The 24471-nt window shown below is 62.7% G+C and carries 29 protein-coding genes and 1 tRNA gene; 10 read left to right on the plus strand and 20 right to left on the minus strand.

What is annotated here, in order from left to right; genetic code table 11:
• The 9 genes from EV665_RS06330 to EV665_RS06365 form a co-directional block, all read right to left on the minus strand.
• Positions 1-1041, minus strand: a complete 1041-nt coding sequence (locus EV665_RS06330) for a major capsid protein (RefSeq protein WP_245507652.1) — start codon at positions 1039-1041, stop codon at positions 1-3.
• A 15-nt stretch (positions 1042-1056) separates the two neighbouring features.
• Positions 1057-1608, minus strand: coding sequence for a hypothetical protein (locus tag EV665_RS06335; RefSeq protein WP_133033473.1), 552 nt, complete (start codon positions 1606-1608; stop codon positions 1057-1059).
• A 2-nt stretch (positions 1609-1610) separates the two neighbouring features.
• Complete coding sequence (locus EV665_RS06340; RefSeq protein WP_133033474.1) at positions 1611-2489, minus strand: hypothetical protein; 879 nt, start codon at positions 2487-2489, stop codon at positions 1611-1613.
• Positions 2490-2558: 69 nt separating this feature from the next.
• Positions 2559-2789 (minus strand): hypothetical protein, encoded by a 231-nt coding sequence (locus EV665_RS06345; protein WP_133033475.1) that lies wholly within the window; start codon positions 2787-2789, stop codon positions 2559-2561.
• Positions 2790-2858: 69 nt separating this feature from the next.
• Complete coding sequence (locus tag EV665_RS06350; RefSeq protein ID WP_133033476.1) at positions 2859-3155, minus strand: hypothetical protein; 297 nt, start codon at positions 3153-3155, stop codon at positions 2859-2861.
• 1 nt (position 3156) lies between these two features.
• On the minus strand, positions 3157-3354 hold the full coding sequence (locus EV665_RS06355) for a hypothetical protein (RefSeq protein ID WP_133033477.1): 198 nt from the start codon (positions 3352-3354) through the stop codon (positions 3157-3159).
• 1 nt (position 3355) lies between these two features.
• Positions 3356-4093 carry a helix-turn-helix domain-containing protein gene (locus EV665_RS06360; RefSeq protein ID WP_162852990.1) on the minus strand — a complete coding sequence of 246 codons (738 nt, stop codon included), beginning with the start codon at positions 4091-4093 and terminating at the stop codon, positions 3356-3358.
• Positions 4090-4356, minus strand: a complete 267-nt coding sequence (locus EV665_RS32260) for a hypothetical protein (protein ID WP_162852991.1) — start codon at positions 4354-4356, stop codon at positions 4090-4092. Before EV665_RS32260 ends, EV665_RS06360 begins: the two co-directional genes overlap by 4 nt.
• Positions 4349-4540, minus strand: coding sequence for a helix-turn-helix domain-containing protein (locus EV665_RS06365; RefSeq protein WP_281048226.1), 192 nt, complete (start codon positions 4538-4540; stop codon positions 4349-4351). Before EV665_RS06365 ends, EV665_RS32260 begins: the two co-directional genes overlap by 8 nt.
• 291 nt (positions 4541-4831) lie before the next feature.
• On the opposite strand from EV665_RS06365, the gene EV665_RS33255 reads away from it, so the two are divergent.
• Entirely contained in the window at positions 4832-6481 is a 1650-nt protein-coding gene (locus EV665_RS33255; RefSeq protein ID WP_380688365.1) for a recombinase family protein, read from the plus strand.
• Here the strand turns inward: EV665_RS33255 and EV665_RS06380 are convergent.
• From EV665_RS06380 to EV665_RS06390, 3 genes are all read right to left on the minus strand, one after another.
• A tRNA-Met gene (locus EV665_RS06380) sits at positions 6438-6514 on the minus strand. The two genes, EV665_RS33255 and EV665_RS06380, sit on opposite strands and share 44 nt — an antisense overlap.
• Positions 6515-6646: 132 nt before the next feature.
• Complete coding sequence (mnmA, locus tag EV665_RS06385; protein WP_133033480.1) at positions 6647-7843, minus strand: tRNA 2-thiouridine(34) synthase MnmA; 1197 nt, start codon at positions 7841-7843, stop codon at positions 6647-6649.
• 222 nt (positions 7844-8065) lie between these two features.
• On the minus strand, positions 8066-8815 hold the full coding sequence (locus EV665_RS06390) for a helix-turn-helix transcriptional regulator (protein ID WP_064331092.1): 750 nt from the start codon (positions 8813-8815) through the stop codon (positions 8066-8068).
• Between the two features lie 434 nt (positions 8816-9249).
• Here EV665_RS06390 and sciP point away from each other — a divergent pair, with 434 nt between their 5' ends.
• A complete protein-coding gene (gene sciP, locus EV665_RS06395) occupies positions 9250-9525 on the plus strand; it encodes a CtrA inhibitor SciP (protein WP_023515011.1) in 276 nt (91 codons plus the stop codon).
• A gap of 75 nt (positions 9526-9600) precedes the next feature.
• Here the strand turns inward: sciP and EV665_RS06400 are convergent, their stop codons facing one another.
• Complete coding sequence (locus tag EV665_RS06400; protein ID WP_380688368.1) at positions 9601-10149, minus strand: paraquat-inducible protein A; 549 nt, start codon at positions 10147-10149, stop codon at positions 9601-9603.
• Between the two features lie 41 nt (positions 10150-10190).
• Between EV665_RS06400 and EV665_RS06405 the strand changes: the two genes are divergently transcribed.
• A complete protein-coding gene (locus EV665_RS06405) occupies positions 10191-10472 on the plus strand; it encodes a GNAT family N-acetyltransferase (protein ID WP_064331094.1) in 282 nt (93 codons plus the stop codon).
• A 79-nt stretch (positions 10473-10551) separates the two neighbouring features.
• Here EV665_RS06405 and EV665_RS06410 read toward each other — a convergent pair whose 3' ends face one another.
• Positions 10552-10902 carry a hypothetical protein gene (locus EV665_RS06410; RefSeq protein WP_064331095.1) on the minus strand — a complete coding sequence of 117 codons (351 nt, stop codon included), beginning with the start codon at positions 10900-10902 and terminating at the stop codon, positions 10552-10554.
• A 527-nt stretch (positions 10903-11429) separates the two neighbouring features.
• Between EV665_RS06410 and ctrA the strand changes: the two genes are divergently transcribed.
• Positions 11430-12128 (plus strand): response regulator transcription factor CtrA, encoded by a 699-nt coding sequence (ctrA, locus tag EV665_RS06415; protein WP_064331096.1) that lies wholly within the window; start codon positions 11430-11432, stop codon positions 12126-12128.
• A gap of 203 nt (positions 12129-12331) precedes the next feature.
• On the opposite strand, the gene EV665_RS06420 is transcribed toward ctrA, so the two are convergent.
• Positions 12332-12694, minus strand: coding sequence for a response regulator (locus tag EV665_RS06420; protein ID WP_024270821.1), 363 nt, complete (start codon positions 12692-12694; stop codon positions 12332-12334).
• Between the two features lie 115 nt (positions 12695-12809).
• The gene (gene chpT, locus EV665_RS06425) at positions 12810-13463 is read right to left on the minus strand and encodes a histidine phosphotransferase ChpT (RefSeq protein ID WP_064331097.1); all 654 of its coding nucleotides are present in this window, start codon (positions 13461-13463) and stop codon (positions 12810-12812) included.
• 243 nt (positions 13464-13706) lie between these two features.
• Here chpT and EV665_RS06430 point away from each other — a divergent pair, with 243 nt between their 5' ends.
• The 3 genes from EV665_RS06430 (at position 13707) to EV665_RS06440 (ending at position 15956) form a co-directional block, all read left to right on the plus strand.
• A complete protein-coding gene (locus EV665_RS06430) occupies positions 13707-14261 on the plus strand; it encodes a DUF1134 domain-containing protein (protein WP_245507663.1) in 555 nt (184 codons plus the stop codon).
• A gap of 137 nt (positions 14262-14398) precedes the next feature.
• The gene (locus EV665_RS06435) at positions 14399-15547 is read left to right on the plus strand and encodes a coiled-coil domain-containing protein (protein ID WP_133033483.1); all 1149 of its coding nucleotides are present in this window, start codon (positions 14399-14401) and stop codon (positions 15545-15547) included.
• Positions 15548-15572: 25 nt separating this feature from the next.
• Entirely contained in the window at positions 15573-15956 is a 384-nt protein-coding gene (locus EV665_RS06440; protein WP_133033484.1) for a hypothetical protein, read from the plus strand.
• Positions 15957-16055: 99 nt separating this feature from the next.
• Here EV665_RS06440 and EV665_RS06445 read toward each other — a convergent pair whose 3' ends face one another.
• Both EV665_RS06445 and EV665_RS06450 read right to left on the minus strand, forming a co-directional pair.
• Positions 16056-16886: a TrmH family RNA methyltransferase gene (locus EV665_RS06445; RefSeq protein ID WP_133033485.1), complete on the minus strand. Its 831-nt coding sequence runs from the start codon at positions 16884-16886 to the stop codon at positions 16056-16058.
• A gap of 6 nt (positions 16887-16892) precedes the next feature.
• Positions 16893-17285, minus strand: coding sequence for a hypothetical protein (locus tag EV665_RS06450; protein WP_133033486.1), 393 nt, complete (start codon positions 17283-17285; stop codon positions 16893-16895).
• 35 nt (positions 17286-17320) lie between these two features.
• Here EV665_RS06450 and EV665_RS06455 point away from each other — a divergent pair, with 35 nt between their 5' ends.
• Positions 17321-18346 carry an RluA family pseudouridine synthase gene (locus tag EV665_RS06455; RefSeq protein ID WP_133033487.1) on the plus strand — a complete coding sequence of 342 codons (1026 nt, stop codon included), beginning with the start codon at positions 17321-17323 and terminating at the stop codon, positions 18344-18346.
• Between the two features lie 258 nt (positions 18347-18604).
• Entirely contained in the window at positions 18605-19510 is a 906-nt protein-coding gene (gene rpoH, locus EV665_RS06460) for an RNA polymerase sigma factor RpoH (RefSeq protein WP_133033488.1), read from the plus strand.
• A 152-nt stretch (positions 19511-19662) separates the two neighbouring features.
• Here rpoH and EV665_RS06465 read toward each other — a convergent pair whose 3' ends face one another.
• Both EV665_RS06465 and EV665_RS06470 read right to left on the minus strand, forming a co-directional pair.
• A complete protein-coding gene (locus tag EV665_RS06465) occupies positions 19663-21861 on the minus strand; it encodes a hypothetical protein (protein ID WP_133033489.1) in 2199 nt (732 codons plus the stop codon).
• A 69-nt stretch (positions 21862-21930) separates the two neighbouring features.
• On the minus strand, positions 21931-23226 hold the full coding sequence (locus tag EV665_RS06470; protein ID WP_064331105.1) for an adenylosuccinate synthase: 1296 nt from the start codon (positions 23224-23226) through the stop codon (positions 21931-21933).
• 223 nt (positions 23227-23449) lie between these two features.
• Here EV665_RS06470 and EV665_RS06475 point away from each other — a divergent pair, with 223 nt between their 5' ends.
• On the plus strand, positions 23450-24343 hold the full coding sequence (locus EV665_RS06475) for a DMT family transporter (RefSeq protein WP_133033490.1): 894 nt from the start codon (positions 23450-23452) through the stop codon (positions 24341-24343).
• Positions 24344-24471: the final 128 nt, after the last annotated feature.

Raw genomic sequence — 24471 nt, forward strand, 5'->3', positions numbered from 1 at the left:
TTAGGTACGACGCGCGGTGCGAAGGGCACCGGGGCGGGTGCAGAGATGCAGGGCGTTCATCTGGATTTCTCCAACGATGCCCTTGTCGTTCGGCATCGCCCATTGCTTGGCATACAGGCGTTTGCCGAGGATGTTCACCGTATCGGTGAAGTCGGCCGGGCCGTAGTACGTCCTGAAAAGCTTCGGCAGGCCGACCGGGACAATCTTGGCTTCATCAGCATCAATGCCGATGAGCCCGCCGTCACCCTCATCATCGATGGCGCCATAGTTCTCCCAAACGATGCCACCGAATTCGAAGATCGGGTTGGACGAGCGGCTCGGGCCGACGTAGCTCTCCCGAAGAATGCGCTCGTCGGACCAGCCCTTGAAGGTGTCGCGCACCTCCTTATGCATCAGGAGGTCATCGAAAAAATTGTCGCCGACGAAGGCATGCAGATTGTCGAAATTGTGCCCACCCAAGCTAGCGCGGACACTACGGATCAACTGAGTGCAGCGCTTCCGCAGCGCTCCCTCTGCCGGGGACGGATTGTCGAGGTCAAAATCGACTTCTTCGGGCGGAGCGACGCCAAAGGCATTGAACAGATTGAGCGTCTTACCGCCCTTGTAGGTGACAATCCCTTGGATGGCGCCGAGGCGGGCATGCTCTTCCGTCACATCGAAATCGCCGATGTGAGTTACCAATCGCTCCGCCACCAAGTTCTGGACGCTCTCAAGTCCATTGCTACCGTACTTCCGGACGTTCTGAACCTCATCGGCGATAACAGACCAGCTCCTGCCAAAATGAGGAATGTCGAAATCCTGGATAGTCCGCTTGGGCATATCGCGGACAGTTCCCGGCGCGCCACGCGGGCTCGGCGGAACGAGTTCCAGCCAGTCGCCACGCTGCTCGATAGCGATTTTGGTGGTAGAGACGGTCGTCACATCGAAGAGTTTCAGTTCCGTCAATCGCCCCGACCGCACTACCTTATCGGCGACCGCATCGGTGAGGGACGTGACGCTGAAAGCGTCATGATTGAAGATGTCGGTAATCAAATCGGACATCGTGTCTTCCTTTTTCTACTGGCTGGTCCCGAGCGCGCGGCTGACAGCCTCGCTCATGGAGCGAGCCCCGTTGGATTTGGGTTGCTGGTTGAACGGATCGTCGCCCGGACCAAATTCGATCTGGCTCCGCGCGCGTTCCTCGATGGAGGGGATACCGCTCTGCCTGCGCGCCTGCGCGCGTGCCTCTCCAAGCTTGGCAATAGCGGCGGGGATCGGGAGAGAAAGGTCGGCAGCGAACTCGTCGGCCTGTGCCTCGGCTCCCCATGCAGCCATTCCGAAAGCTGCTCGGCGTTCCGCTATGAGCCGGACGGTCTCCAAGCTCGTCACGCTCCGGCGTTCTTCGTCAGAGGCGAGAAGCGCATACTCCGCAATGATCAGCGCGCGCTCCGTCAGCCATTCCAACCCGACTTCATCGTCATGGGCAGAAGAAACCGGGGGCAAAGCAAAGCTGTCGCCGCGAGCAAATGCTGTCAGGAGCGGACCCACTGCGTCGATGGAGAGGCGTGCGCCTTCGAGAAGAAACCGCGAAAATCGATCCATCTGGCCGGAGGAACGGTTCGGGCTCATTCTCAGACCTCCCGCACTTCGAGGAAGGCCCTGGGGTCGATCTGCCGGCGACGGCCGATCCGGAGGCCGAGCGCTTCGGCAGCGACGATGTGTGCCTCCTCTTCCCTTGCGAGAGCAAGGAGATCACTGTCTATGGACGCCATAAGAGAGCTGCGCTCGACACTCCCAACGCCGCCTTCCGGCGCCCGAGCTTTCACCAACGCATGAAGCTTGGCGCGAATTTCATCGCCGAAGCACCACATCAGGAAGGACAGCAGCCGCGAGGAACTGTGCTCTCCCTCCTCAAGCGCATGGAGGGCGACCGGAGAGGCGGCATCAGAAGAAAAATCGAGAGACGGTGCACCGGTCGCGCTATACCCCTCGATCATCGCGTCGAGCTGATCGAGAAGATCGTCCATGTCAGCCGGCAGATCGGAGACCTCATCCCGGCGGCTCTCCAGATCGCGCATCTTTGCGCGGAGTTCCTTGACTGCGGAAGCGTGATCACCCGCCACACCCGGCAGAACATCAAGCGCAAGTCTGACCTTCAAACGCGCTGCCGTCGCCAGCCAGCGGTGAACCTCATCCAAAAAGTAGTGTTGCTGGAACTGCTCCGTAATCCGGTCGAGAGCGGCTTGGTGGCGCGAAATTGCGTCGGCGGCAGCCTGCTTTTGGAGGGAAATTTCATCGGCAATATGCACTCGCATTTCGCTCGGCGCATCGGCGAGGATGGCGTCGTTCTGAGCGTGCACCGCACCATGCCGATTGATAGCATCATCCAGAGCCAACCTGGCCTGCCGCATTGCATCAAAGGCAACCTGCCGTTCCATGATGGCCGTCAGGAGCTTCGGACGCCGCTCGGGCGGCACCAACTGGATGAGGCGAGAGGTGAAGTTGCGCATAAAAAATCCCCGCTGATTTGGCGGGGATTATCGCAATGGCGCTCGGCACTCGGTACTACTCAAAAGTGATCAAAACTGATCATCCTCATCACCACCGCCGTAGTTCAGCAGTGCGGGAACGTATATCCACCACCGGCCGAGAACCTTTCGACCAACTGTGTGCCTGTTTCGACGGATCGTAACTTCCGCCACCGATGCCTTTGCGGCAGCTTCCTTTATCTTCACCCACAGGCCGGTAGAAAGATCAACGATCTTCGGCAGTCGTTCTTCTATTGCTTGCGCATCGGGATCGTCATACATTGAAGCCCCCATAGAAATCTGAGCATGGAAGGCCGCCCTTCGGGGCGGCCTTTCGCATATCGAGCGGCGTCATTGGGCGTCTCCGCTTGTATCGCACATCGCCCCCGCTTCAAGCGCGGCAAGAACGACATCTACAGGAAGGTCATATTCGAGGAGCGACGCCGCTGTCAGCGACCGCCCCTTCACAAGAGCATGCCGCAGAACAGCGGCCCAACGGTCCCGTTCTTCGATCACGCCATCCACGTAGGCGCCAACGAACGCCTCGCGGGCTGCCGGATCGTCGGCAAACATCTTCGGCGCCTTCGCCTCGGCATCAGCAGTGAGCCGGCGCAAGGCCGCGGGGCGGAGCCAGGGATTGTCCGTCATGTCAGGATGCCCTCGGCAGAAAACTAAGCCGAAAGTCCTCAATTTTGACGATGGGGGCGTCGGAGCCGGCAAAGTTGCGGATACGCGGCGGGGTCAAGGCAGCGAAAAGCATGCGACGCTGAAAGGCATATGTGGCGTCAATCACCGTTGCGGTCGGTCGCGTTTCAGCCCATGCGAAAAGATCAGGCGCGATATCCATCTCAGGCTTTCCTCTGATTGAGCAGAACGTAAAGTTTTTGCAATTCGCCTTTCAGGGCATAGTCGCAGATGACGTTCATCATGCCCTGAGTGATCCCGACCGTTTCGAAACGCCCAATAACCAAATCGATAGCAATCTGCGGGGCGCGCAAGCTGTCCCGCAGATGTTGAACAGCCATCACGAACTGTTGTTTGGTCAGCGGTCGATCAGAACTCCGCTTCCTACCATTGTTGAGAGGGACAGCCCCCTGATAGGGGCTGTCCCCTCTACCGGGTTCATCAACAGGTTCCTTCAAAGGGTTACTGCGCAACTCACTGCGCATCATGGAAGCAGAATTCGGCGCATCATCACCCCGGTTTTTGCGCTTCATCGCACCTTTATGATGCGCAGAGTTTTGCGCTTCATAATCGGCAGCCTCGCGCGCGTCAGGGAATGCAGGAATGTAGACGTTAGGCTTCTCACGCCCCTGTCTTTTTGCCAGAACGAGACCGCGCGCCTGCAACTCGGCGAGGTGCTTCTGGACAGTGCGGCGAGGCATGCGGAGCTTTTTCGAAATGGCATCTTGCGACGGCCAGCAAACCCGCTTTTCGCGGTTTAGAAAGAAGTATGCCAATCCTGCGAGCACCCGAAACGCACCATCGGTCAGATCGCGCTCTTCAAGCCCGCATTCGATCCACCTGCCGCGATACTCGGCGAACGATACTTCACCGTCCCTCGACTTGCCCTGCTCTCTCTTCAATTCGCAGCCCTCCCACAAACGGTGCAGCGCAAGGTCTTGCCCGCCCAGGCGGCCGGGATAACCGCCACACCAGAATGGCCGCAGCAGCACTTGATCTCCCGAGTGATCTTCTGAGTGGCCGCTGCCAGTTCGGCGCGGAGGGCGGCTTTACCCGGCCGCTGGTTCGGCCGGCCGGGCAAGATAACATCGCCGAGAATGGGATCGGCGCCCTGCTCGCGCAGCCGGCGCCGATCGCGGTCCTTGCTCCAGTCGATCCTAGCCATTTGCGGGCACCGTGCGCTTCGCCAGAAACTCTTGGACTGCTTCGTCCGTCAGATAGTGGCGATTGCCGATTTTGATGTAGGCGATCTCGTTGTCTTTCACAGCGCGGTAGACGGCCATGTAGGAAAGGTCCGCTATTTCGGCAGCCTCTCGTATAGTGCGCCGCTTGGGGAAAGCATCAGGCACGCGGGGAACCTCCAAAGCAATTTTCGAGTGATCCCAATTTAGGTATTGAAGTATATCTTTTCAACACTTAAATTATCTTTCCTAGATTATGGACTTTATACTTTTGGGGCCCAAACCTGTAAAGTATCGGGATTATTTCCATAGGGTTTGAGCCACAATTCAAAACTTGGAGCGGAAACTGCGAAACGCCCTTTGCCCTGTTCTGCTGAACATCATAGATCGGCTCGTGCAGATGCCCTGCCCCGAGACGATCTCCTCCGAAAATGTCGATCACAACACTGGTGCCAGCCAATGCATTCACGACAGCCAAAAGGCCGAAGAGCCGTCTTCTACGCCCGCTACTCGACGGACCTACAAAAAGATCGATCGATTGACGATCAGGTGGCATTATGCCGGGAATACGCAGCCCGGAACGGATTGACGCCGGGCCGCGTCTATTCCGACCGCGCGCAAACCAGCTCCTCGCTCATCGGCCGCGACGGGATCATGCAGCTCATGGCCGACGCCCGCAGCGGCGATTTTGATGTTGTTGTTGTCGAGGCCCTCGATCGCATTTCGCGCGATCAGGAAGACCTTGCCGGCATCTTCAAACGCCTCTCCTTCGGAGGCATCGAGATCGTCGCCGTGCACGAAGGCGTTGCCGATGCCATGCAAATCGGCATCCGGGGGCTGCTCGGCTCGATGTTCCTCGCCGACCTCAAGCACAAGGTGCGGCGGGGCATGGCCGGCGTCGTCGCCGATGGGCGGGCGGCGGGCGGCGTCTCCTACGGCTATGATCTCGTGCTCGGCCGCCCTGGGGAGCGCACGATCAACGAAGAGCAGGCCGAGGTGGTGCGCCGCATCTTCCGCATGTACCTCGGAGGGATGTCTCCGCGCGACATTGCCAAGCAGCTCAATGACGAGGGAATTCTCCCGCCACGAGGCGCGAAGTGGAATGCCAGCACGATCAACGGCAACAAGGGCCGGAACTACGGCATCCTGCAAAATGCGATGTACGAGGGGAAGATCATCTGGAACCGCGTGCAGATGGTGCGCGATCCCGATACCGGCAAGCGCGTGAGCCGGCAGAACCCTGAGAGCGAGTGGAAGACCGCCCTGGTGCCGGAACTGCGGATTGTCCCCGCCGCTCTCTATGACGCTGTGCAAAAGCGCAAAGCAGTGCGCAGTCACGATCATGAGAACCATCGCCGCGCGAACAAGCCGAAGCGCATCTTTTCCGGCCTCCTGCGTTGCCGCTACTGCGGCGGCGGGATGGCATCGAAAGGGGTGTATCGAGGAACTGTGCGCATGCGGTGCTCTCGGTATTCCGAAAGCGGCTCTTGTACGAACACGAAGAGCTATCGCCTTGATCGGATCGAGGGAGGCGTGATCGACGGGATGCTCAATCTGCTTCGACGCCCCGAGGCAACGCAGGAATATATCGATCGCTTTTTCGAGAAGGAGCGGTCCAAAATCAACGAGGCGGCCAAGCACGCCGGCCAGATAGAACGCAATCTGATCAAGCTGACGGCCGAGCAGGATCGCCTCATCAAGCTCTATGGCGATGGCACGCTCCCGATGGATCGCGTCGAGGCGCGCTTGAAGGAATTGCAGATAGAGCGAGGGCAGTTAGCGGAGACCTTGAAGGAAGCGCAGCGTAAGGTGCCGAAGGTCGAGCTTCACCCGAGCGCACTCCGTCAGTTCATCCGCAAGCTTGAGCGCATTAAACAGGTCATAGAGAATGAGGGAAATATCTTTGATCGCGCAGCATCAGAAGCATTTCGCGCTGCGGTCTCGCATATCATCGTTGGAGACGGTGAAATTGAGGGAGACTACGAAGTCGATGTGGTGACCTACATCGCCGCGCTGACGGGCCAGACCGATTTCATCGGCTACGGTCATTCGTTGGGGGGGCAGATGGTAGCGGAGGAGGGATTCGAACCCCCGACACAAGGATTATGATTCCTCTGCTCTAACCTACTGAGCTACTCCGCCGCCCGAAAAGAGGAACAGAACGATGTCTGTTTCCGTCCGGTGCGCGGCTTATAAGGTGCTGTTCCCGCGGGTGTCAAGCGACGTTCGCACAAAAATCACTTTGTTCGCGAAGGCCTTGGCGAATGCGGGCTTTCAGGCCGCGGCCGGGGTGGACAGAATGCGCTTGAGGGCGTCCTCGGCGGCAGGTTCCCGCTCGGAACGCAGGATGAAGCCGCCGCCATGGATGCGGGCATCCTCGCCTTCGCCGGAATAGAGCGCGCAGGCCTGGCCGGGCGCAACACCCGGTTCGCCTTCGCCAAGTTCGACATAGAGGCCGCCGGGGCCGGACTTGAGGCGGGCGGGGCGCGGCGGGCGCGTCGAGCGCACCTTGGCATAACAATCAAAGCCGGCGGCTGCCACGGCCTCAAGGTCACCGTCACCGAGCCAGTTGATGTCGCGCAGGTAGAGGCGGCGTGTTTCCAGCGCTTCCTTGGGGCCAACGATGACGCGGCGCGAGCGGGCGTCGAGATAGACGACATAGAGCGGCTCGCCCGTGGCAATGCCGATGCCGCGGCGCTGGCCGATCGTATAGTGCAGGATTCCGTCGTGGCGGCCGAGCACGCGGCCGTCGATATGCACGATGTCGCCGGCAAGCGCCGCATTGGGCTTCAGCTTGTTGACGATGTCGGAATATTTGCCCTGCGGCACGAAACAGATGTCCTGGCTGTCGGCCTTCTTGGCGACGACGAGGCCCATCTCCTCGGCAAGCGCCCGCGTTTCGGCCTTCGAAAGATGACCGAGGGGGAAGCGCAGATAGTCGATCTGCTCCTGGGTCGTGGCGAAGAGGAAATAGCTCTGGTCGCGCTCGGCATCGACCGGCCGATAGAGCGCGCGACGCTGCGGCGCCTCCGGCGTCGGGTTCGGCCGGGAGCGGATGTAATGGCCGGTGGCGAGCGCATCGGCGCCGAGTTCCTTGGCGGTGGCCAAAAGGTCGGCGAACTTGACAGTCTGGTTGCAGGCGACGCAGGGGATCGGCGTTTCGCCGGCAATGTAGCTTTCGGCGAAGGGATTGATCACCGTTTCGCGGAACCGCTTTTCATAATCGAGCACGTAATGCGGGATGCCGAGCGTTTCGCAGACCCGGCGTGCATCGTCGATATCCTGGCCCGCGCAGCAGGAGCCCGCGCGGTGCACGGCGGCACCGTGATCGTAGAGCTGCAGTGTGATACCGAGCACGTCGTAGCCTTCGCGTTTCAGGATGCCGGCCACGACGGAGCTGTCCACGCCGCCCGACATGGCGACGACGACACGGGTATCTTCCGGCTTGCGATCGAAATCGAGACTGTTCACGCGAGGTCCGTTCCGGTGCTGCGGCGCTTGAAGGCCTGCCGCGGGGCACCTTTCCCTGGGGTTTGCTTGGCGCAAGGACGGCGCCGCGCAATCGGCGCGGCGTCTTTCGGGCGACATATAGAAACTTGCCGCACCGAGGGCAAGAGAAGGCCGGAAACCTCGTCTTTCCGGCCGCGCACCGCATCCTGCCTTCCCGGTCCGCCGGCAGGGCGGTGCGGAAAATCAGATGAGGCGCAGGCGCAGCGCGATGGCGATCGCCTGCATGCGGTTGACCGCCTTGAGCTTGCGGGTCGCGCTCTTGAAATAGCTGCTCACCGTATAGGCCGAGATACCGAGGATGATGGCGATCTCGTCGCTGCTCTTGCCGGCCGCCGCCCAGCGCAGGCACTCGACCTCGCGGCTCGACAGCTTCTCCCGGCTCGCCGTCGCCGCCACGAAGGTCTTTTCGAGGCATTCGAAAAGCTGGAGGGCGGCGAAATGCAGGTCCGTCAGCTCCCGCCGGGCAAGCGGGGCCTGCATGCCGGAAAAGACCATCAGATAGGGATCGGATGTCGTGGAATGCAGAAGGAAGGCCGTCGAGGCGGCAAGGCCATGGCTTTCGGCGAGCGCGATCGCTTCGCCGACATGGCCGTTCTCCCAGTCGGACGGGGCGAGAAGCGAGCTGTCGCCCTGCACGGGCAGCTTCGTCATGCCCGTCTCGATCGCCAGCCGGCTCAGATGGAAGAGGTTCATCGCATCGTATTTGCGCACGAGATCGGCCGGCCAGTTGCTGACGAGCAGCCGTTCGGCGAAGCGCTGCTGCTCGTTGGCGGGAAAGCGCGACACCAGGAAGTGGCTGAAGCCGAAATGGTTGGCGCACTGACGCATGAGGTGCAGCACCTCATATTCGGTCTGCACGGCTTCGAGATTGGCCGTGGACAAGAATTCAGGCGACCAGCCCTGCTGCAGGAGCATGTTGTCTGGGTCTTTCATTTTCCGTTTCCAACAGCCGGCGCGAAGGCCGGGCGCGTGTGCATTCCCGGTCCGGAAAAATTCAGGCGCACCCCTTTAGAAAGCGGCGACGAAAAACGCCGCAGAAGCCATATCCCTACGGGGAACAGCTTGCGGAGTGAATTCATGATGATGCAGCCCAGGGCTTCCGGTGGCATCCATCGACGCCGCCCTTAAATTTGAGGGCGTATTAGCAGCATTTGAATAAAAGGGAAATGAAATATTTGCATGGCTCCCATGCGGACATCGCGCAGGGCAGACCTGGCAAACGTAAGGGAAGCCAGTGCTTCCAGCCTTGGGCACGACAGGCGAAGCCGCTCAAAAGATTAGAAAATTGTTAGCATGCGTTTAGGCAAATCTTAAATGTGGCGGGCTACAGTCCCGGCATATGGTCTTGAGTTTATGTAGAGAGTCCAATGACCGATCTGATACGACCCCGCGTTAAATACGTCATCGGCCCCGATGGCAGCCCCCTGACGATCGCCGATCTGCCGCCGGCCAACACGCGGCGCTGGGTGATTCGCCGGAAGGCAGAAGTCGTCGCCGCCGTGCGTGGCGGGCTTTTGAGTCTCGAGGAAGCCTGTGAGCGTTATACGCTGACCGTCGAAGAATTCCTGTCCTGGCAGTCCTCCATCAACGATCACGGCCTTGCCGGCCTGCGCACCACGCGCATCCAGCAGTACCGCCACTAACCGTTTCATTTTCGATCAAGACCCCTACGGCTGCGCCCCGCGCGGCCGTAGTCTCGTTTGAGGGGTCGAGGCGCCTCAGTGCGGGCGCAGCTTCATCTGCAGAAGGCCGGTCATGATCGCCGAGGTGGCGTAGAACCAGAGGCCCGGCTGGGTGAAGGCCGAGGCCATGCCGCTCGTCTTCGCCGCGACGATGACGAGCGCCACCAGCATCACATCCATCATCGACCATTTGCCGAGGATCGGCAGCAGCCGGGCAAGCCAGTTCGCCATGCCCGCGGGCGGCGTCGGCGCGGTCGCCTCCAGCGCGATCGCGAAAAGCTTGATCACCGGGAAAACGATGGAGAAGAGCGCGACGAGCACCGCAAGGCCTCCGCTCCCCTGCCCCCAGAGCGAGACGACGATATCGATCAGCGAGGGCGTCTCGTCGAAGAAATAGAGTTTTTCGAAACGCACGAGCGGCAGGACGAGGCCGAAGGCGAGGAACAGAGCGGAAAGCACGAGAAGGGCGGGAACGACGAGGATCATGGCAGGCCAGCGCTGGTTTCGATGCCCCTGCATAGCACCGCGGCGACGCGGACGCAGCACGGTCTGTTCACATCCGGTGCGCTTGCGGGACGGCGGCAGACAGGAAAGGATGGCGCACAGCAACGAGAGCGAGGACCATCATGGATATCACAAGTGCAGAAACCGGCTCGAAGGGGCGCTATTCCACCATCGTCGAGGGCCATGAGGCGGAGGTGACCTATTCGCGCGCCTCGCCGCAGCTCGTCATCGTCGACCATACCGGCGTGCCGGATGCGCTGCGCGGCAAGGGCGTCGGGCAGGCCCTGGCGGTCCATGCGGTGGAAGAGGCGCGCAAGGGCGGCTGGAAGATCATGCCGCTCTGCCCCTTCTTCCGCGCCCAGGCCATGCGCCACAAGGAATGGCACGACGTCGTCAATCTCTGACAGGGCCGCAAAAAACGCGAAGAGCCCTCGTGAGCGGTCTTGCGGCCGCTCGCGAGGGTTCTTCAGAACCCGGATCGGGTCAGGCGCGCAGCCGGACCGCGTTGTCGCGCTCTTCCAGCGCCGAAGCCTTGGCGAACTCCGCCTCCGCCTCTTCCAGCGCCAGTTCGGCCGCATCCTGTTGCACCTTCAGTTCCCGGATGGAGACCTGGAGGTTGTCGGAACGCTGGCGCGCCGCCTTGGCGAAGGTGGGATAGGCGAAGTGGTTGGGATCGTTGATCCCGGATTTCTTTTCCTCGATGGCGATCTGGCTTTCCAGTTCCTTCGACATCCGTTCGAATTCGGACATCATCAACTGAAGCTGGGCCAGTTGCCGTCTCTTGTCTTTCACCTGAAATTCCTTCAGGCGAACTAGGCTCTCACGCGACTTCATACGCAATACTCCCGTGGATAGCGAGACCCCGGCATTGGAGCGAACGGCCGCCAAGACGCGACAGTCGTTCACCCGGCATTCCAAATCAGTGCCCGAAGCGCGGCGTTTGACCGCACGCCGGAGACCGGCACTTCGCCCGAAACCCGGAAAAACGCGCCGGGCCTTAAAAAAAATTCAGCGATATTAATAAAACCCTACCGCTGGTAACCTTTCGTTTACGGGCATCGTTAATCATAGGTGCGATGATTTAAGGCTCAGTAAATGCGGTTCGCTAAAAAACAGGTTCGCCACATTGATGAGTCGAAAGAGTCAGTTAGCTGTGGTTCTTAATGAGACAGTTTAAGAGTCACATTTCTGATTCATCCATAAAATCAGGGAGCTGCCTAAAATAATTAACAGATCGATACACCTTGCCAAAGGGAATCAGGATTTGTTAACCAATTCGTGGCAGCCTCCAAATCAGGCAACGACTGGATCCGTATCGCGTAGGGGGCCAGGTACCTTGAGCGGCGGAAAAGGGGACAGATATGCGGGTTCTACTCATTGAGGACGACAGCGCGACGGCGCAGAGCATCGAATTGATGCTGAAGTCCGAAAGTTTTAATGTGTATACCACCGACCTCGGCGAGGAAGGTGTCGATCTGGGCAAGTTGTATGATTACGACATCATCCTGCTCGATCTGAACCTGCCCGACATGTCGGGTTACGAGGTTCTGCGCACGCTGCGCCTGTCCAAGGTCAAGACGCCGATCCTCATCCTCTCTGGCATGGCCGGCATCGAGGACAAGGTGCGCGGCCTCGGCTTCGGCGCCGACGACTACATGACGAAGCCGTTCCACAAGGACGAGCTCGTCGCCCGCATCCACGCCATCGTGCGCCGTTCCAAGGGTCACGCCCAGTCGGTCATCTCGACCGGCGAGCTCATCGTCAATCTCGACGCCAAGACGGTCGAGGTCGGCGGCCAGCGCGTCCACCTGACGGGCAAGGAATACCAGATGCTCGAGCTGCTCTCGCTGCGCAAGGGCACGACGCTCACCAAGGAAATGTTCCTGAACCACCTTTATGGCGGCATGGACGAGCCGGAACTGAAGATCATCGACGTCTTCATCTGCAAGCTGCGCAAGAAGCTGGCGAATGCCGCCGGCGGTGCGAACTATATCGAGACGGTCTGGGGCCGCGGCTATGTGCTGCGCGAGCCCGACGGCGACTATCTCGAAAGCGCCTGACGCTCTCCCTCACCGCCTGAGATTTCAACCCGCCGCTTGCCGGCGGGTTTTCTTTTCCGACAAAGGATCTCCAACCGCTCCTCCGTCATGGTCATGGTCGGGCCTGACCATCGACACAGCCGCGTGGGTCCTCGGATTATAAACGAAAAACGCGGCCCGCTCCTCACGAGCGGCCGCGTTCATACATTCGGGCTGAAGTCGTTTCAGGCGGCGGCCGAGAGGCTGCCGAAAACCTGGGTCAGGATCTTGCGGTCGAAGGGCTTGAGCAGGAAGTCGTCCGCACCGGCACGCTTGCCCATCATCATCTTCTTGAGATCCGCCTCGACGACGCAGTAGTAGATGCGCACCGACTTGCCCTGCGGCAGGTTGCGGATATTGCCGATGAGTTCGAGCGCACCGTCCATCGTCGAATCGACGATGAGGATATTGGGCAGTTCCGCCTCGCAACGCACCAGGGCCTCCAGCGAGCTCGACGCTTCCAGCACGAGGAAATCGAAGCCCGAGAGAATACGCTTGCCGACCTTACGGACGACGTCGGAACCATCGGCGATCATCAACCGCTGCATTCGCTGCTCCTAGGTCTCCCGCCCGTCAGACGGGAACAATACAGGGTGCAACTCTACCGGCGACTGGCAAACAAAGCGTTAGCGGCCATGGTTAACGAACCATGGCCGCTATCGATTATTCCGAGGCCGGAACGACCCGCGCCGAGAAGACGATCTCTTCCGGGCTCACGGCGACATCGAGCTCCATGCCCGCCTCGTCGGCGAGCAGCACCGTGTAATAGGGCTGGATGGAATGGGCATCGACCGCCTCTTCCGGTGTGCCGGAGAGGATTTCGGTGAATTTCGGCGGCACGCGCAGCATGCGGCCCTTGGCGACGAGCTTGAAGGTCGCGTCGAATTCCGGATTGTCGAGCGTCACGTCGATCGAGCCGCCACGCGGAATGGCGCCGTAGGCGACGAGGAACAGGTTGAGCAGCAGCTTGACCCGGTTCTTCGCGACGATGGCGCGCGGCCCGGTCCAGGTGATCTCGGTCTTCTTCTCGGCGGCGGCGAAATCGCGCGCGGCCTTTTCCGCCTCGCCCGTATCGATCGACGCGCCGACCGAACCGGAGGCGCCGAAGGCGAGCCGTGCGAACTTCAGCCGCACGGAGGCATTGAGCGCGCTGGTGCGGATGAGGTCCATCGCATCGGCATCGGCGCCGCCCTCGTCGAGCAGTTCCAGCCCGTTGTTGATCGCGCCGACGGGCGAGATGACATCGTGGCAGACACGGCTGCACAAAAGTGCTGCCAGGTCGGGACCGGTCAGCGTAAGGTTCGGATTTTTCGCCATAAATTTCTCCCAGATCCACGCATCACTTCACGCGGACGGCCTTAGCATGGGCACATTCGCGGGCATCCTGCGCGACGCATAGCACGCCGGAATTGCGCGAGGCGTGCCCGATTTGAAGACAGCCATAATGACACCACATTTGGTAAACCGATTGTTAAGACGATCGGATCAAATTGCAGCATGGAACGGGGCCGATACATGAAGAAAGGCGAACGGGACATGGGTGTTTCAAATCTGGTCAGGATGGCGTGCGGGATCGTGACGGCATCGATCCTGGCGCTGCTCACGGTTCTGCCGGCGCAGGCCCAGCAGAACGGCCAATATTCCATGCAGGAAATCGTCGATGCCGGCCACGGCTTCTTCGGCTCGACCTCGGGCGGCCTTGCCAAGGTGGTCGAGCGCGCCTTCGAGGCGCACGGCCTGCCGAACGGCTACATCCTCGGCCAGGAAGGCTCCGGCGCCTTCGTCGCGGGCCTGACCTATGGCGAGGGCACGCTCAACACCAAGAATGCCGGCCAGCATCCGGTGTTCTGGCAGGGCCCGTCGCTCGGCCTCGACTGGGGCGGCCAGGGCAGCCGCACGATGATGCTCGTCTACAATCTGCCCGACGTCAACTCGCTCTATGAACGCTACGGCGGCGTCTCCGGCTCGGCCTATGTGATCGCCGGCGTCGGCATGCAGGTCAATGTCAACCGAGACGTCGTGCTCGTGCCGATCCGCACCGGCGTCGGCGCCCGCCTCGGCATCAATGCCGGCTACCTGAAGCTGACCCGCGAACCGACCTGGAATCCCTTCTGAGAATGAAAGAGCGCCCTCGTCCGTCAGGTTAACCGAGAGTTGATTTCTGAAGGACAGCCCCTCCCGCAAGGTCGGACGAGCCGCTATAGTGGGCTCGTTCGAACCCGTTTTGGGCCAGTTTTGAAACGAGTGGACCCGTGATCGAGTATGCCCTCCTCTTCGCGCTCGGCTTTCTCGCCGCCACGCTGACCGGCCTTCTCGTCGCGCCGGCCATCCAGAAACGCATCGTCAAGTTCACCGAAGACCGCATGCGCGCCACCATGCCGCTGAGCCCGCAGGAAGTGCGCGCGCAGAAGGACATGGCCCGCGCCGCCTATGCCGCGGAAAACGCCCGCCTGTCGGAAGGGGTGCGCCGCGAACGGGAAAAACACACGCTGGAAATGGTGCGCAACGAGAAGCTGCTGGCGCAGGCCGCGGCGATCGGCACGGAAAATGCCGAACTGCACGCCCAGATTGCCGACATGAACATCGAGGCCGGCGACATGCGCTCGGCGCTGCGGCGCGAGGAAATGAAGACCGAACAGCTGAAATCGGCGCTCGCGGCGGCCGACCGCGAAATCCGCGGCAAGGTTGCCGATATCGAGACGCTGCACAGCCGCATCAACCATCTCGAAGCCGATCTCGACACGATGAAGATCGATCTCGCCACCCGCGACACGACGATGGAGAACCTGAAAAGCCGCATCGGCAATCTCAAGGACGAGCGGGACACGCTGCGCGAGGATATCAAGACGGCGCGCCAGAGCGCCAAGGCGCTGGAAGTGCGCCTGTCGCGCGAGGAAGGCCGCGTGCGCCAGCTCGAGGCGCGGCTGACGCGCGAGCTTGCCGGCAGCGCCGACAAGGACAATGCGATCGAACGGCGCATCGCGGAAATCAGCCGCCTGCGCGACAAGGTGAAGACGTTGACAGCGGAAAACAAGGAAGCGGTGAAGGCCGTGCGTTCCACCGGGCTTGCCCGCACCATCGCCACGAGCCGGCTCTCCCCCCGCCGCACCGACAAGGTGGCCCCGCCGCCGATCGACATTGCCGCGCTGGAAGAGGACGTGCGCAACCAGGGCACGGCCCTTTCCGAACGGCTGATGGCCGCGAAGACCGGCGAGAACGACGCGGCGCTGCGCGAGGAAATGGCCGATCTCGCCAGCAAGATGATCGTGCTGACCGCCACGCGCGAAGGCGCCGGTTCGCCGGTGCATGACCTCATCGCCACGATCGATCCCGCTCTCGACGGCGACGATCGCAGCCTCGCCTGGCGCGTGCGCGAACGGATCGGCGGCGACGAGACCTGACGTCGCCGCACCGGAGGAATGCGACATGAAGGCAGCGATCCTGGCCTTGCTCATGAGCGTCACCAGCGCGACAGCCCCCTCGCCCCAGCAGGCTGCCAGCATCGACGGACGCTATTGCGGCCGGCTGTGGAGCAACGGCATGCTGGTCGAGGCGATCACGGTGCTGAAGCTTGCCGGCGACGGCCGGCTGACCGGCAGCTACACGTTCATCGACGGCGATACCAGAACCCCGGGGACCCTGACCGAGGATCCGCCCGGCAAGGGCCTTGCCCGCACGCTCGACTGGCAGGACATGTATGGCAGCGGCAAGCTCTCCATCACCCTCCAGCCGGATTTCAGCAGCTTCACCGGCACATGGCAGGACCAGACCGGCGGGCCGAACGAACTGTGGGACGGCGTGCGCTGCTGAGGGCCACCCAGCGCAACACGGTGACGGCCGAAAGCGCCTGGAGCAGTTCCAGCAGAATTGCGTTGAGCGTTTTCACGACTCGAAGAAAGCGGAAAGGCTTTAGGCGACACGCCCCATGGCGAGCGCGATCTGGTAGAGCGCGATGCCGCTCGCTGTCGCGACGTTCAGGCTGTCGAGCCCCGGCCGCTGCGGAATGCGCGCGGTGTGGAAGGACGAGAGAATGCTTTCGGGCAACCCCTCGCCCTCCGTGCCGAGCACGAGCGCGATGCGCCGCGCGGCCGGGATCTCCGCCACCGGCACCGCGCCACGCGGCGAAAGCCCCCATATCTCGAACCCCGCTTCCGCAAGACCGGCAAGCATGACCTCGGCGCCGGAACCGCGGGAAAACGGAACGCTCAGCACCGAGCCGACGGAGACGCGGATCGCCTTTCGATAAAGCGGATCGCAGGAGGTCTCGTCGAGGAACACCGCATCCGCGCCGAAGGCGGCGGCATTGCGGAAGATCGCGCCGACATTGTCGTGGTTGGAAAGGCCGCACCCGGCAAGCACGAGGCTCGTTTCCGGTAGCCGACCGAGAAGCGCGGCCCCCCGCTCCGGCGGGGGCTTGCGGCCGAGGGCCAGCACGCCGCGATGCATGTTGAAACCGGCGATCGCATCGAAGACCGCGGCCGAGGCGACATAGACCGGCACCGTCTCCGGGAAGGAAGCCAGCACATCGGCAATGCCCGCAAGGCGGTTTTCGAGCAGCAGGATGGCTTCGGCGGCAAACCCGTTCTTGCGGGTCGAAACCCCGCCGAGCATGCGCAGCACCACCGTGCCCTCGGCGATGAACAGCCCGTCGCGGCCCGTCAGGTCGCGCTCGCGGATCGAGACGAAGCTCGCGATGCGCGGATCGGCGGGATCGTCGATCGGGACGGGTTCCGCCGCCATGCCGGATCAGTTTCCCGCAATCGCGACCTCGGCGACGATGCGCCCGGCCGTAATGTCGAAGAGGAACGCCTTGCGCGCGCCATCGGCCATCACGCCGTAGAACAGGATCTGGCCGCCGGAACTGGAGACCGCCGAGACGGCAAAGCCATCGGGCAACGTCGCGGTCGCCGTGACCGGCGCATCGCTCGGCACGGCGAGGGTGCCGCCGGACGAGGCGACGGCTTCCGGCTTGCCATCGCGCGTGTTGATCTTATAGACAATGGCCGCAAGCACCGCCATGAACATCAGGAGCATGATGCCGCCCGAGACCAGTTGCAGGCGCATCATCTTGCGACGAACATTTTCCATGACAGGGTCGAGCGGCTTGTCTTCCTGATCGTCGTTTTCGATGTTGGACATGGCAGGCGCCCTTCCGGCAATGAGTATAGTGAACGATGACCGACCCCTTTAAAGAAGCCGACGCCACAAGAAAAGTCCTGACGGTGCCGGAAGAGGCCGAAGGGCGCATCGACGCCTGGCTCGCCGCCACGCTTGCCGGCGATTTCTCGCGCAGCCGCATCAAGGCGCTGATCGAGGAAGGGGCCGTGCGCGTCAACGGCGCGGCCATCGGCGAGCCGAAGCGCAAGATCCACCCTGGCGACCATGTCGAGATCGCTCTGCCGGAGCCGCGCGACCCCGAACCGAAGGCCGAGGACATCCCGCTCGACGTGCTCTACGAGGACGACGACCTGATCGTCATCTGCAAGCCGGCCGGCCTCGTCGTCCATCCCGGCGCCGGCAACTGGACCGGCACGCTGGTCAATGCGCTCATCCACCATTGCGGGACGAGCCTTTCCGGCATCGGCGGCGTGCGGCGCCCGGGCATCGTGCACCGGCTCGACAAGGAGACGAGCGGCGTCATGGTCGCCGCCAAGAACGACGCCGCGCACCGCCATCTCTCCGACCAGTTCGCCGACCACGGCCGCACCGGCCCGCTGGAACGCGCCTACCAGGCCGTCGTCTGGGGCCGCCCCCGCCAGCTCAGGGGCACGATCGACGCCCCGCTCGGCCGCAGCACAGACCGCACCAAGCGCGCGGTGAAGCGCGAGGACGCCGACGACGCCCGCGAGGCGATCACCCACTACGAAGTGGTCGAGCGCTATGGTGAGACCGAGGAGGGCACCAGCCTTGCCTCCCTCGTCGAGTGTCACCTCGAAACCGGCCGCACGCACCAGATCCGCGTGCACATGGCCCATATCGGCCATCCCCTGATCGGCGATCCGGAATATGGCGGCGCCTTCAAGACCAAGGCCAACCGCCTGCCGGACGAGGCGCGCGCCGTGGTGAACGGGTTCCACCGCCAGGCGCTGCATGCCTTCCTGCTGCAGTTCGAGCATCCCTCCACGGGCGAGACCCTGCATTTCGAGGCCCCGCCACCGGCGGATTTGGAACGGCTGCTCGCGGCACTGCGCGCCGTCTAGAAAGACGCTACCCCTTGATTCTCAGGCGAAACACCCCACTTTGGGGATGTGTCGCAAAATCCGTTCCGCCCGTCCCGCCTTCACGCAGCCGTGAAGCTTGCGGAGCCTTGAAACATTGTTTCGCCACACCTATCTGTAGGATCAGTGGGGTCGCCATGACCCACGGGGAGCATGGTTGCTGACGGGGATCCGGTTACCAGGATCAGGCTCCGTACCAAGGCTTGCCGGAATGGAAGCCGTCTCAGAAAGGGGTGCTGAATGGCCCGCAATACGCTGCCGTCTATTACAGCCGGAGAAGGTGGTCTCAACCGCTATCTCGATGAAATCCGCAAATTTCCGATGCTTGAGCCGCAGCAGGAATACATGCTCGCCAAGCGTTACCAGGAGCACGGCGACCGCAACGCCGCCCATCAGCTCGTGACGAGCCACCTTCGTCTCGTGGCGAAGATCGCCATGGGCTATCGCGGCTACGGCCTGCCGATCGGCGAAGTCGTCTCCGAGGGCAATGTCGGCCTCATGCAGGCCGTGAAGAAATTCGACCCGGAACGCGGCTTCCGCCTTGCCACCTATGCCATGTGGTGGATCAAGGCCTCGATCCAGGAATATATCCTGCGCTCGTGGTCGCTGGTAAAGATGGGCACGACCGCCAACCAGAAACGGCTGTTCTTCAACCTGCGCCGCATGAAGGGCAAGATCCAGGCGATCGACGACGGTGACCTGAAGCCCGACCAGGTGAAGGAAATCGCCACCAAGCTGAAGGTCTCGGAAGAGGAAGTCGTTTCGATGAACCGTCGCCTCACCGGCGACGCCTCGCTCAACGCGCCGATCAAGGCCGGCGAGGGCGAATCCGGCCAGTGGCAGGATTGGCTCGTCGACGACCACGACAGCCAGGAACAGACGCTGATCGAGCAGGACGAGCTGGACACCCGCCGGGCCATGCTGGCGCGCGCCATGGGCGTCCTCAACGAGCGCGAGCGCCGCATCTTCGAGGCCCGTCGCCTCGCGGAAGACCCGGTGACGCTGGAAGAGCTCTCCGCAGAGTTCGACATCAGCCGCGAGCGCGTCCGCCAGATCGAGGTCCGCGCCTTCGAGAAGGTGCAGGAAGCCGTGCAGAAATACGCGGCCGAACAGGCCCATGCGGTGCGCGTCATCGAAGACGCCTGATAGCAGGCGACGGAGGCTGGCAGAACGGCCAGCTCCATCCACGCCGGATGGAGCTTCGGCTCAAGGCCGAAGACGACGTCGAGGGTTTGGAAAAGGTTTGTCGATAAACAAAGGCCCGGCAGCGATGCCGGGCCTTTGTTTTGCGGAGCTTTTTACTGGCCCGGCGTGCCGAGCGTTGCCCAGGCCTTCATCACCGTGTCGAAGGCTTCCGCGCCGGCGGTGCCCTTGTCGAGGGTGATCAGCGCACGGCGGCCGTTGCGGTAGGTGATCGGGATGTCGATCCAACTGCGCGTGCGCAGGAGGTCGGTGTTCTTGGCGATCGCTTCCGGGAAGTCGTTGAGGGCGATCATGTGGAAGTCGTCGGTGATCTTTGCCGGCACGGCGATCAGCGCCTCCCCGCGATCCTGCTCGGTGCGCTTCATGGCGACGCGCTGCACGCTTTCGATGCCGCCGCCCTCGAAATTCTCCGGCAGCGAGAAGACGAGCTCCACCAGATGGCTTGCCGGCAGCGAGCGGTCGCCGTTGCGGCGGAAGGTGATCAGCGCCGTCAGGCCCTTGGAGGGCACGTTGACCTGCGCACGCACCACCGGCTCGTCCTTGGCATCGCCGCCCGGCGATTCTTCCGCGCTCGACCAGGCCACCGTGCCTTCGATCGCCGTCGGTGCGGTCTGGCCGAGACGCTCCTCGTAGAGGAACATCTTCTGCGTCACCCCGATCGCCGGCTGCTCGCCGGTTGCGGCGGGCGTGCCGCCCTCGGTCGTCGTGGCCTCGCCCGTGCCGGCGGGGGTCCCCGCCGTGCCGTCCGGGGTCGCCTCGCCCGTCGTCGTGCCGGCAGCGCTGTCTTCCGTCGTGCCGCCAGCCGTTTCCGGCGTCTGGGCGGCGACCGACTTGCCCTCCTCCGGCGCCGTACCGTCGAGCGCGGCAGCCGGGCCTTCGTCCACTTCGGTGCCGTCCGTCAGGAGGCGCTGCGTGAACTTGCCGTTGCCGCTCGGGGTCGCTACCGCAACCTCGGTGTTCGCCGTCGTGCCGCCGGCAGCGTCCGGCGTCTGGGCGGTCTCGCCCGACGTGGTGCTCGCCGGCAGATTGCGGCCGCCTTCGGCGGTTTCGTTCGTCTGCCGGGTTTCGGCCGGCGTTTCGGTGGAGGGCGCGGTGAACGCGGCGATGCGTTCGTTGACCCAGCCGTTCACCGTCTCGCGGTTGAGCCAGTAGGCGGCGCCCGCGCCGCCGACGATGGCGACCAGAGCCACCACGGCCGCAAGCGCCGCGACATTGATGCGCGACTTGCGCGGCTCGGCGCGGAAGGAGCGTTGCGGCGCGCGGGCCGTTTCCACGACGGGCGTAGACGGCGTCGCATCGGCCAGTCCCGCTTCCGCCATGGCGGCCGCGCCGGCCGGCGCCGCGTCCGTCTTCGGGCTGTGACCGAGAAGTTCGTCGAGATCGCCCCAGTCGCGGGAGGAGGACGTCGCCTGCTCCGGCGTCACCGCCGGCTGCGCGGCCTTCTCCTCCGGCCAGTCCCAGGCGAGCGGCTCGGCGGCGGTCTCTTCCGGCTGGGCGCGGTTTTCCGCGATCACGTCGGCAGGGCTTGCCGCGTTCCAGTTCCACTGGGCTTCGGCCGAAGGCATGCGGGCATCGGCCACCGGCGCCTGCTCGTCATGCACCGGATAGGTCTGCGCCTGCGGCTCGACGGCCGCAACCGCCTCTTCCGTTGTAGCAACCGCCTCTTCCGCTTCGGCCTGAGGCTCGGCTTCCCGCGCCGGCTCCTGCCAGGAGGGAACGTATTCGTCGGCCGGCGCGGCCTCGACATGCCAGGAGGGCTTGTTATGTGCCTCGGCGACGGACGGCTGCTCGTCCTCCTGGACGGGCGCCTCGGCGACGGGGTCAGGATGCTCGGCGGCGACGTAGGCCGGCTCGGCCTCCTCCACCGGCGTTTCGGCGACCGGCAGCTCTTCCTCGGCCGGCCGGACCTCCTCGTAGGACTCTTCTACAGGCTCGGCGACCGGCTCCTCATGATGCGCCGGCTCGGCCTCCGGCTCAGCGGCCGCCGCCTCGGGCTCGGAAACGGCAGCAGGTTCCTCCGCCACCGGCTCCGGCTGCAACACCTCTTCGACGGGTTCCGGCGCGATATCCTCGGCGGGCAGCGCCTCGGCATGGTCGGTCTCGACGCTGTTGATCGCCGCCTCGAGCTTGTCGAGCTGGCGCTTCACAAGGTCATCGGAAGGGCGCGGGTTCATGGATTCGAGCTGCCGGCGGACGGCGCCGCGGGCCTTCTCGTAAACCTTCTGCCGCATCTCGGCATTGTTGTCCGAGAGGCCATCCACGGCCCTTCGAATGACTGCTACAAAATCCGCCATCAGAACTTTCCGTCGTGTCCGCTCGCTATCTCATTGGAATACGTCACGGAACTGGTGTTGAGCTTGAGATTAGTCCTCAAACGGGTCGGTCACAAGTATGGTGTCGTCCCGCTCCGGACTGGTCGAAAGCAGGGCGACCGGGGCGCCGATCAGCTCTTCGACCTGACGTACATATTTGATCGCCTGGGCCGGCAGATCCGCCCAGCTACGCGCGCCGACCGTTGACTGCTTCCAGCCTTCGAGCGTGATGTAGACCGGCTCGACGCGCGCCTGGTCTGCCTGATTGGCCGGGAGATAATCGATTTCCCGGCCGTCGAGCTTGTAGGCGACGCAGATCTTCAGCTCATCCAGACCATCGAGAACATCCAGCTTGGTGAGCGCGATGCCGGTGATGCCCGAGGTCTTCACGGTCTGGCGGACCAGAACCGAATCGAACCAGCCACAGCGGCGCGGACGGCCGGTATTGACGCCGACTTCGCGGCCGACGGTCGACAGATGCCTGCCGATCTCGTCATCGAGCTCGCACGGGAACGGCCCCTCGCCGACGCGCGTCGTGTAGGCCTTGGTGATGCCGAGGACGTAACCGATCGCCGTCGGGCCGAGGCCGGACCCGGCGGCGGCCTGGCCGGCGACCGTGTTCGACGACGTCACGAAGGGATAGGTACCGTGGTCATTGTCGAGCAACGCGCCCTGCGCCCCTTCGAAGAGGATGCGGGCACCGGCCTTGCGCTGGTCGTCGAGGATGCGCCAGACCTGATCGACATAGGGCAGCACCCGGTCGGCGACGTCCATGAGTTCCTTCTCGACCGATTCCACAGAGATTTCCGGCAGGTCGAGGCCGCGCCGCAGCGCATTGTGATGGGTCAGCAGCCGATCGATCTTTGCCGGCAGCGCCTCCTTGTCGGCAAGGTCGATGACGCGGATGGCGCGACGGCCGACCTTGTCTTCATAGGCGGGGCCGATGCCGCGCCGTGTCGTGCCGATCTTCGTGCCGCTGTTGGAGGCGGCATCTTCCCGGAACCCGTCGAGGTCACGGTGGAGGGACAGGATGAGCGGCGCATTGTCGGCGATGCGCAGGATCTCCGGCGTGACGTTCACGCCCTGGCCGCGCAGTTTCTCGATTTCGGCAACGAAATGGTGGGGATCGACGACGACGCCGTTGCCGATGACGCTGAGCTTGCCGCGCACGAGGCCGGACGGAAGCAGAGCCAGCTTGTAGCTGACGCCATCGATAACCAGCGTATGACCTGCATTGTGGCCGCCCTGATAGCGGACGATGACGTCCGCGCGTTCGGAAAGCCAGTCGACAATCTTGCCCTTGCCTTCGTCACCCCATTGAGATCCGACCACCACGACGTTCGTCATTTCATCTTTCCCGTTTTCGCGCGCGAGCGCCTTGCTGTTACGCGCACATGCGCGCGCGCCTGACACAAACCCGCGCATCTATACTGTGTTGTCTTTGGGAATGCGACCCTGTTATGACGGCCGCAATCCGCTTTTTGCATGACATCTCGCGCTTTTTCGCCTTATGTGAGCCACCTGCCGGCGCACCCCGCGCGCACCCTTCCACCCACCGGACCCAGCCACCTTGAACAGCAGAGCCTATTTCTACCTGTGCGTCACCTCGCTTTTCTGGGGCGCGAACTCGGTGGCCGGCAAACTTGCCGTCGGCCATGTCAGCCCGATGGTGCTGACCACCTTCCGCTGGATCGTCGCGCTCAGCATCATCCTGATCCTCATGCTGCCGCAGGTGAAGCGCGACTGGCCGATGATCCGCCGGCACTGGCTGCAGTTGCTGCTCTACGGCGTCTTCGGCTTCACCGCCTTCAACGCCCTGCTCTATACGGCGCTCGGCTACACCAGCGCCATCAACGCCGTCATCGAGCAGGCCGGCATCCCCATGCTGATCTTCGTCTTCAACTTCCTGCTGTTCCGCATCCAGGCCTCGGCCGCACAGGTTCTCGGCTTCACCGTCACGCTGGTCGGCGTTCTTGTAACAGCCGCTCATGGCGAATTCTCGGCATTGGCCGAGCTCGAGTTCAACGTCGGCGACGCGCTGATGCTCGGCGCCTGCATCGTCTATGCCGCCTATACGGTCTCGCTGCGCTGGAAGCCGGAAATGCACTGGCAGAGCTTCATCGCGGCGCCCGCCTTCGGCGCGCTCCTCAGCGCTATCCCCCTGTTCTTCTGGGAACTGTCGCGCGGCGCCGCCATCTTTCCGGATACGACCGGCTGGGCCGTCGTGCTTTATGCCGGCATCTTTCCTTCCCTGCTTTCGCAGGTGCTCTATGTGCGCGGCGTCGAGATGATCGGCGCCAACCGGGCCGGCCTCTTCATCAATGCCATCCCGGTCTTCGGCACCATCCTGTCCGTGGTGCTGGTCGGCGAAACCATGCATGTGTTCCACATCTTCGCGCTTCTTCTCGTGCTCGGCGGCATCGCGATTGCCGAATGGGGACGGCCGAAAGAGAAAAACACCTGACAGATGCAAGAAATCACCCGCAAGAACCTGTATTCTCAGAAGGTTAACCCCTAAAACTCGGATGGACGCTTAAGTCTTGTTTAGATTTTTGATGTTGCAGTCGCTGGCAACATGGGTCTTTTCGAGTT

Source organism: Shinella granuli, assembly GCF_004341885.1.
Taxonomy (GTDB): domain Bacteria; phylum Pseudomonadota; class Alphaproteobacteria; order Rhizobiales; family Rhizobiaceae; genus Shinella; species Shinella granuli.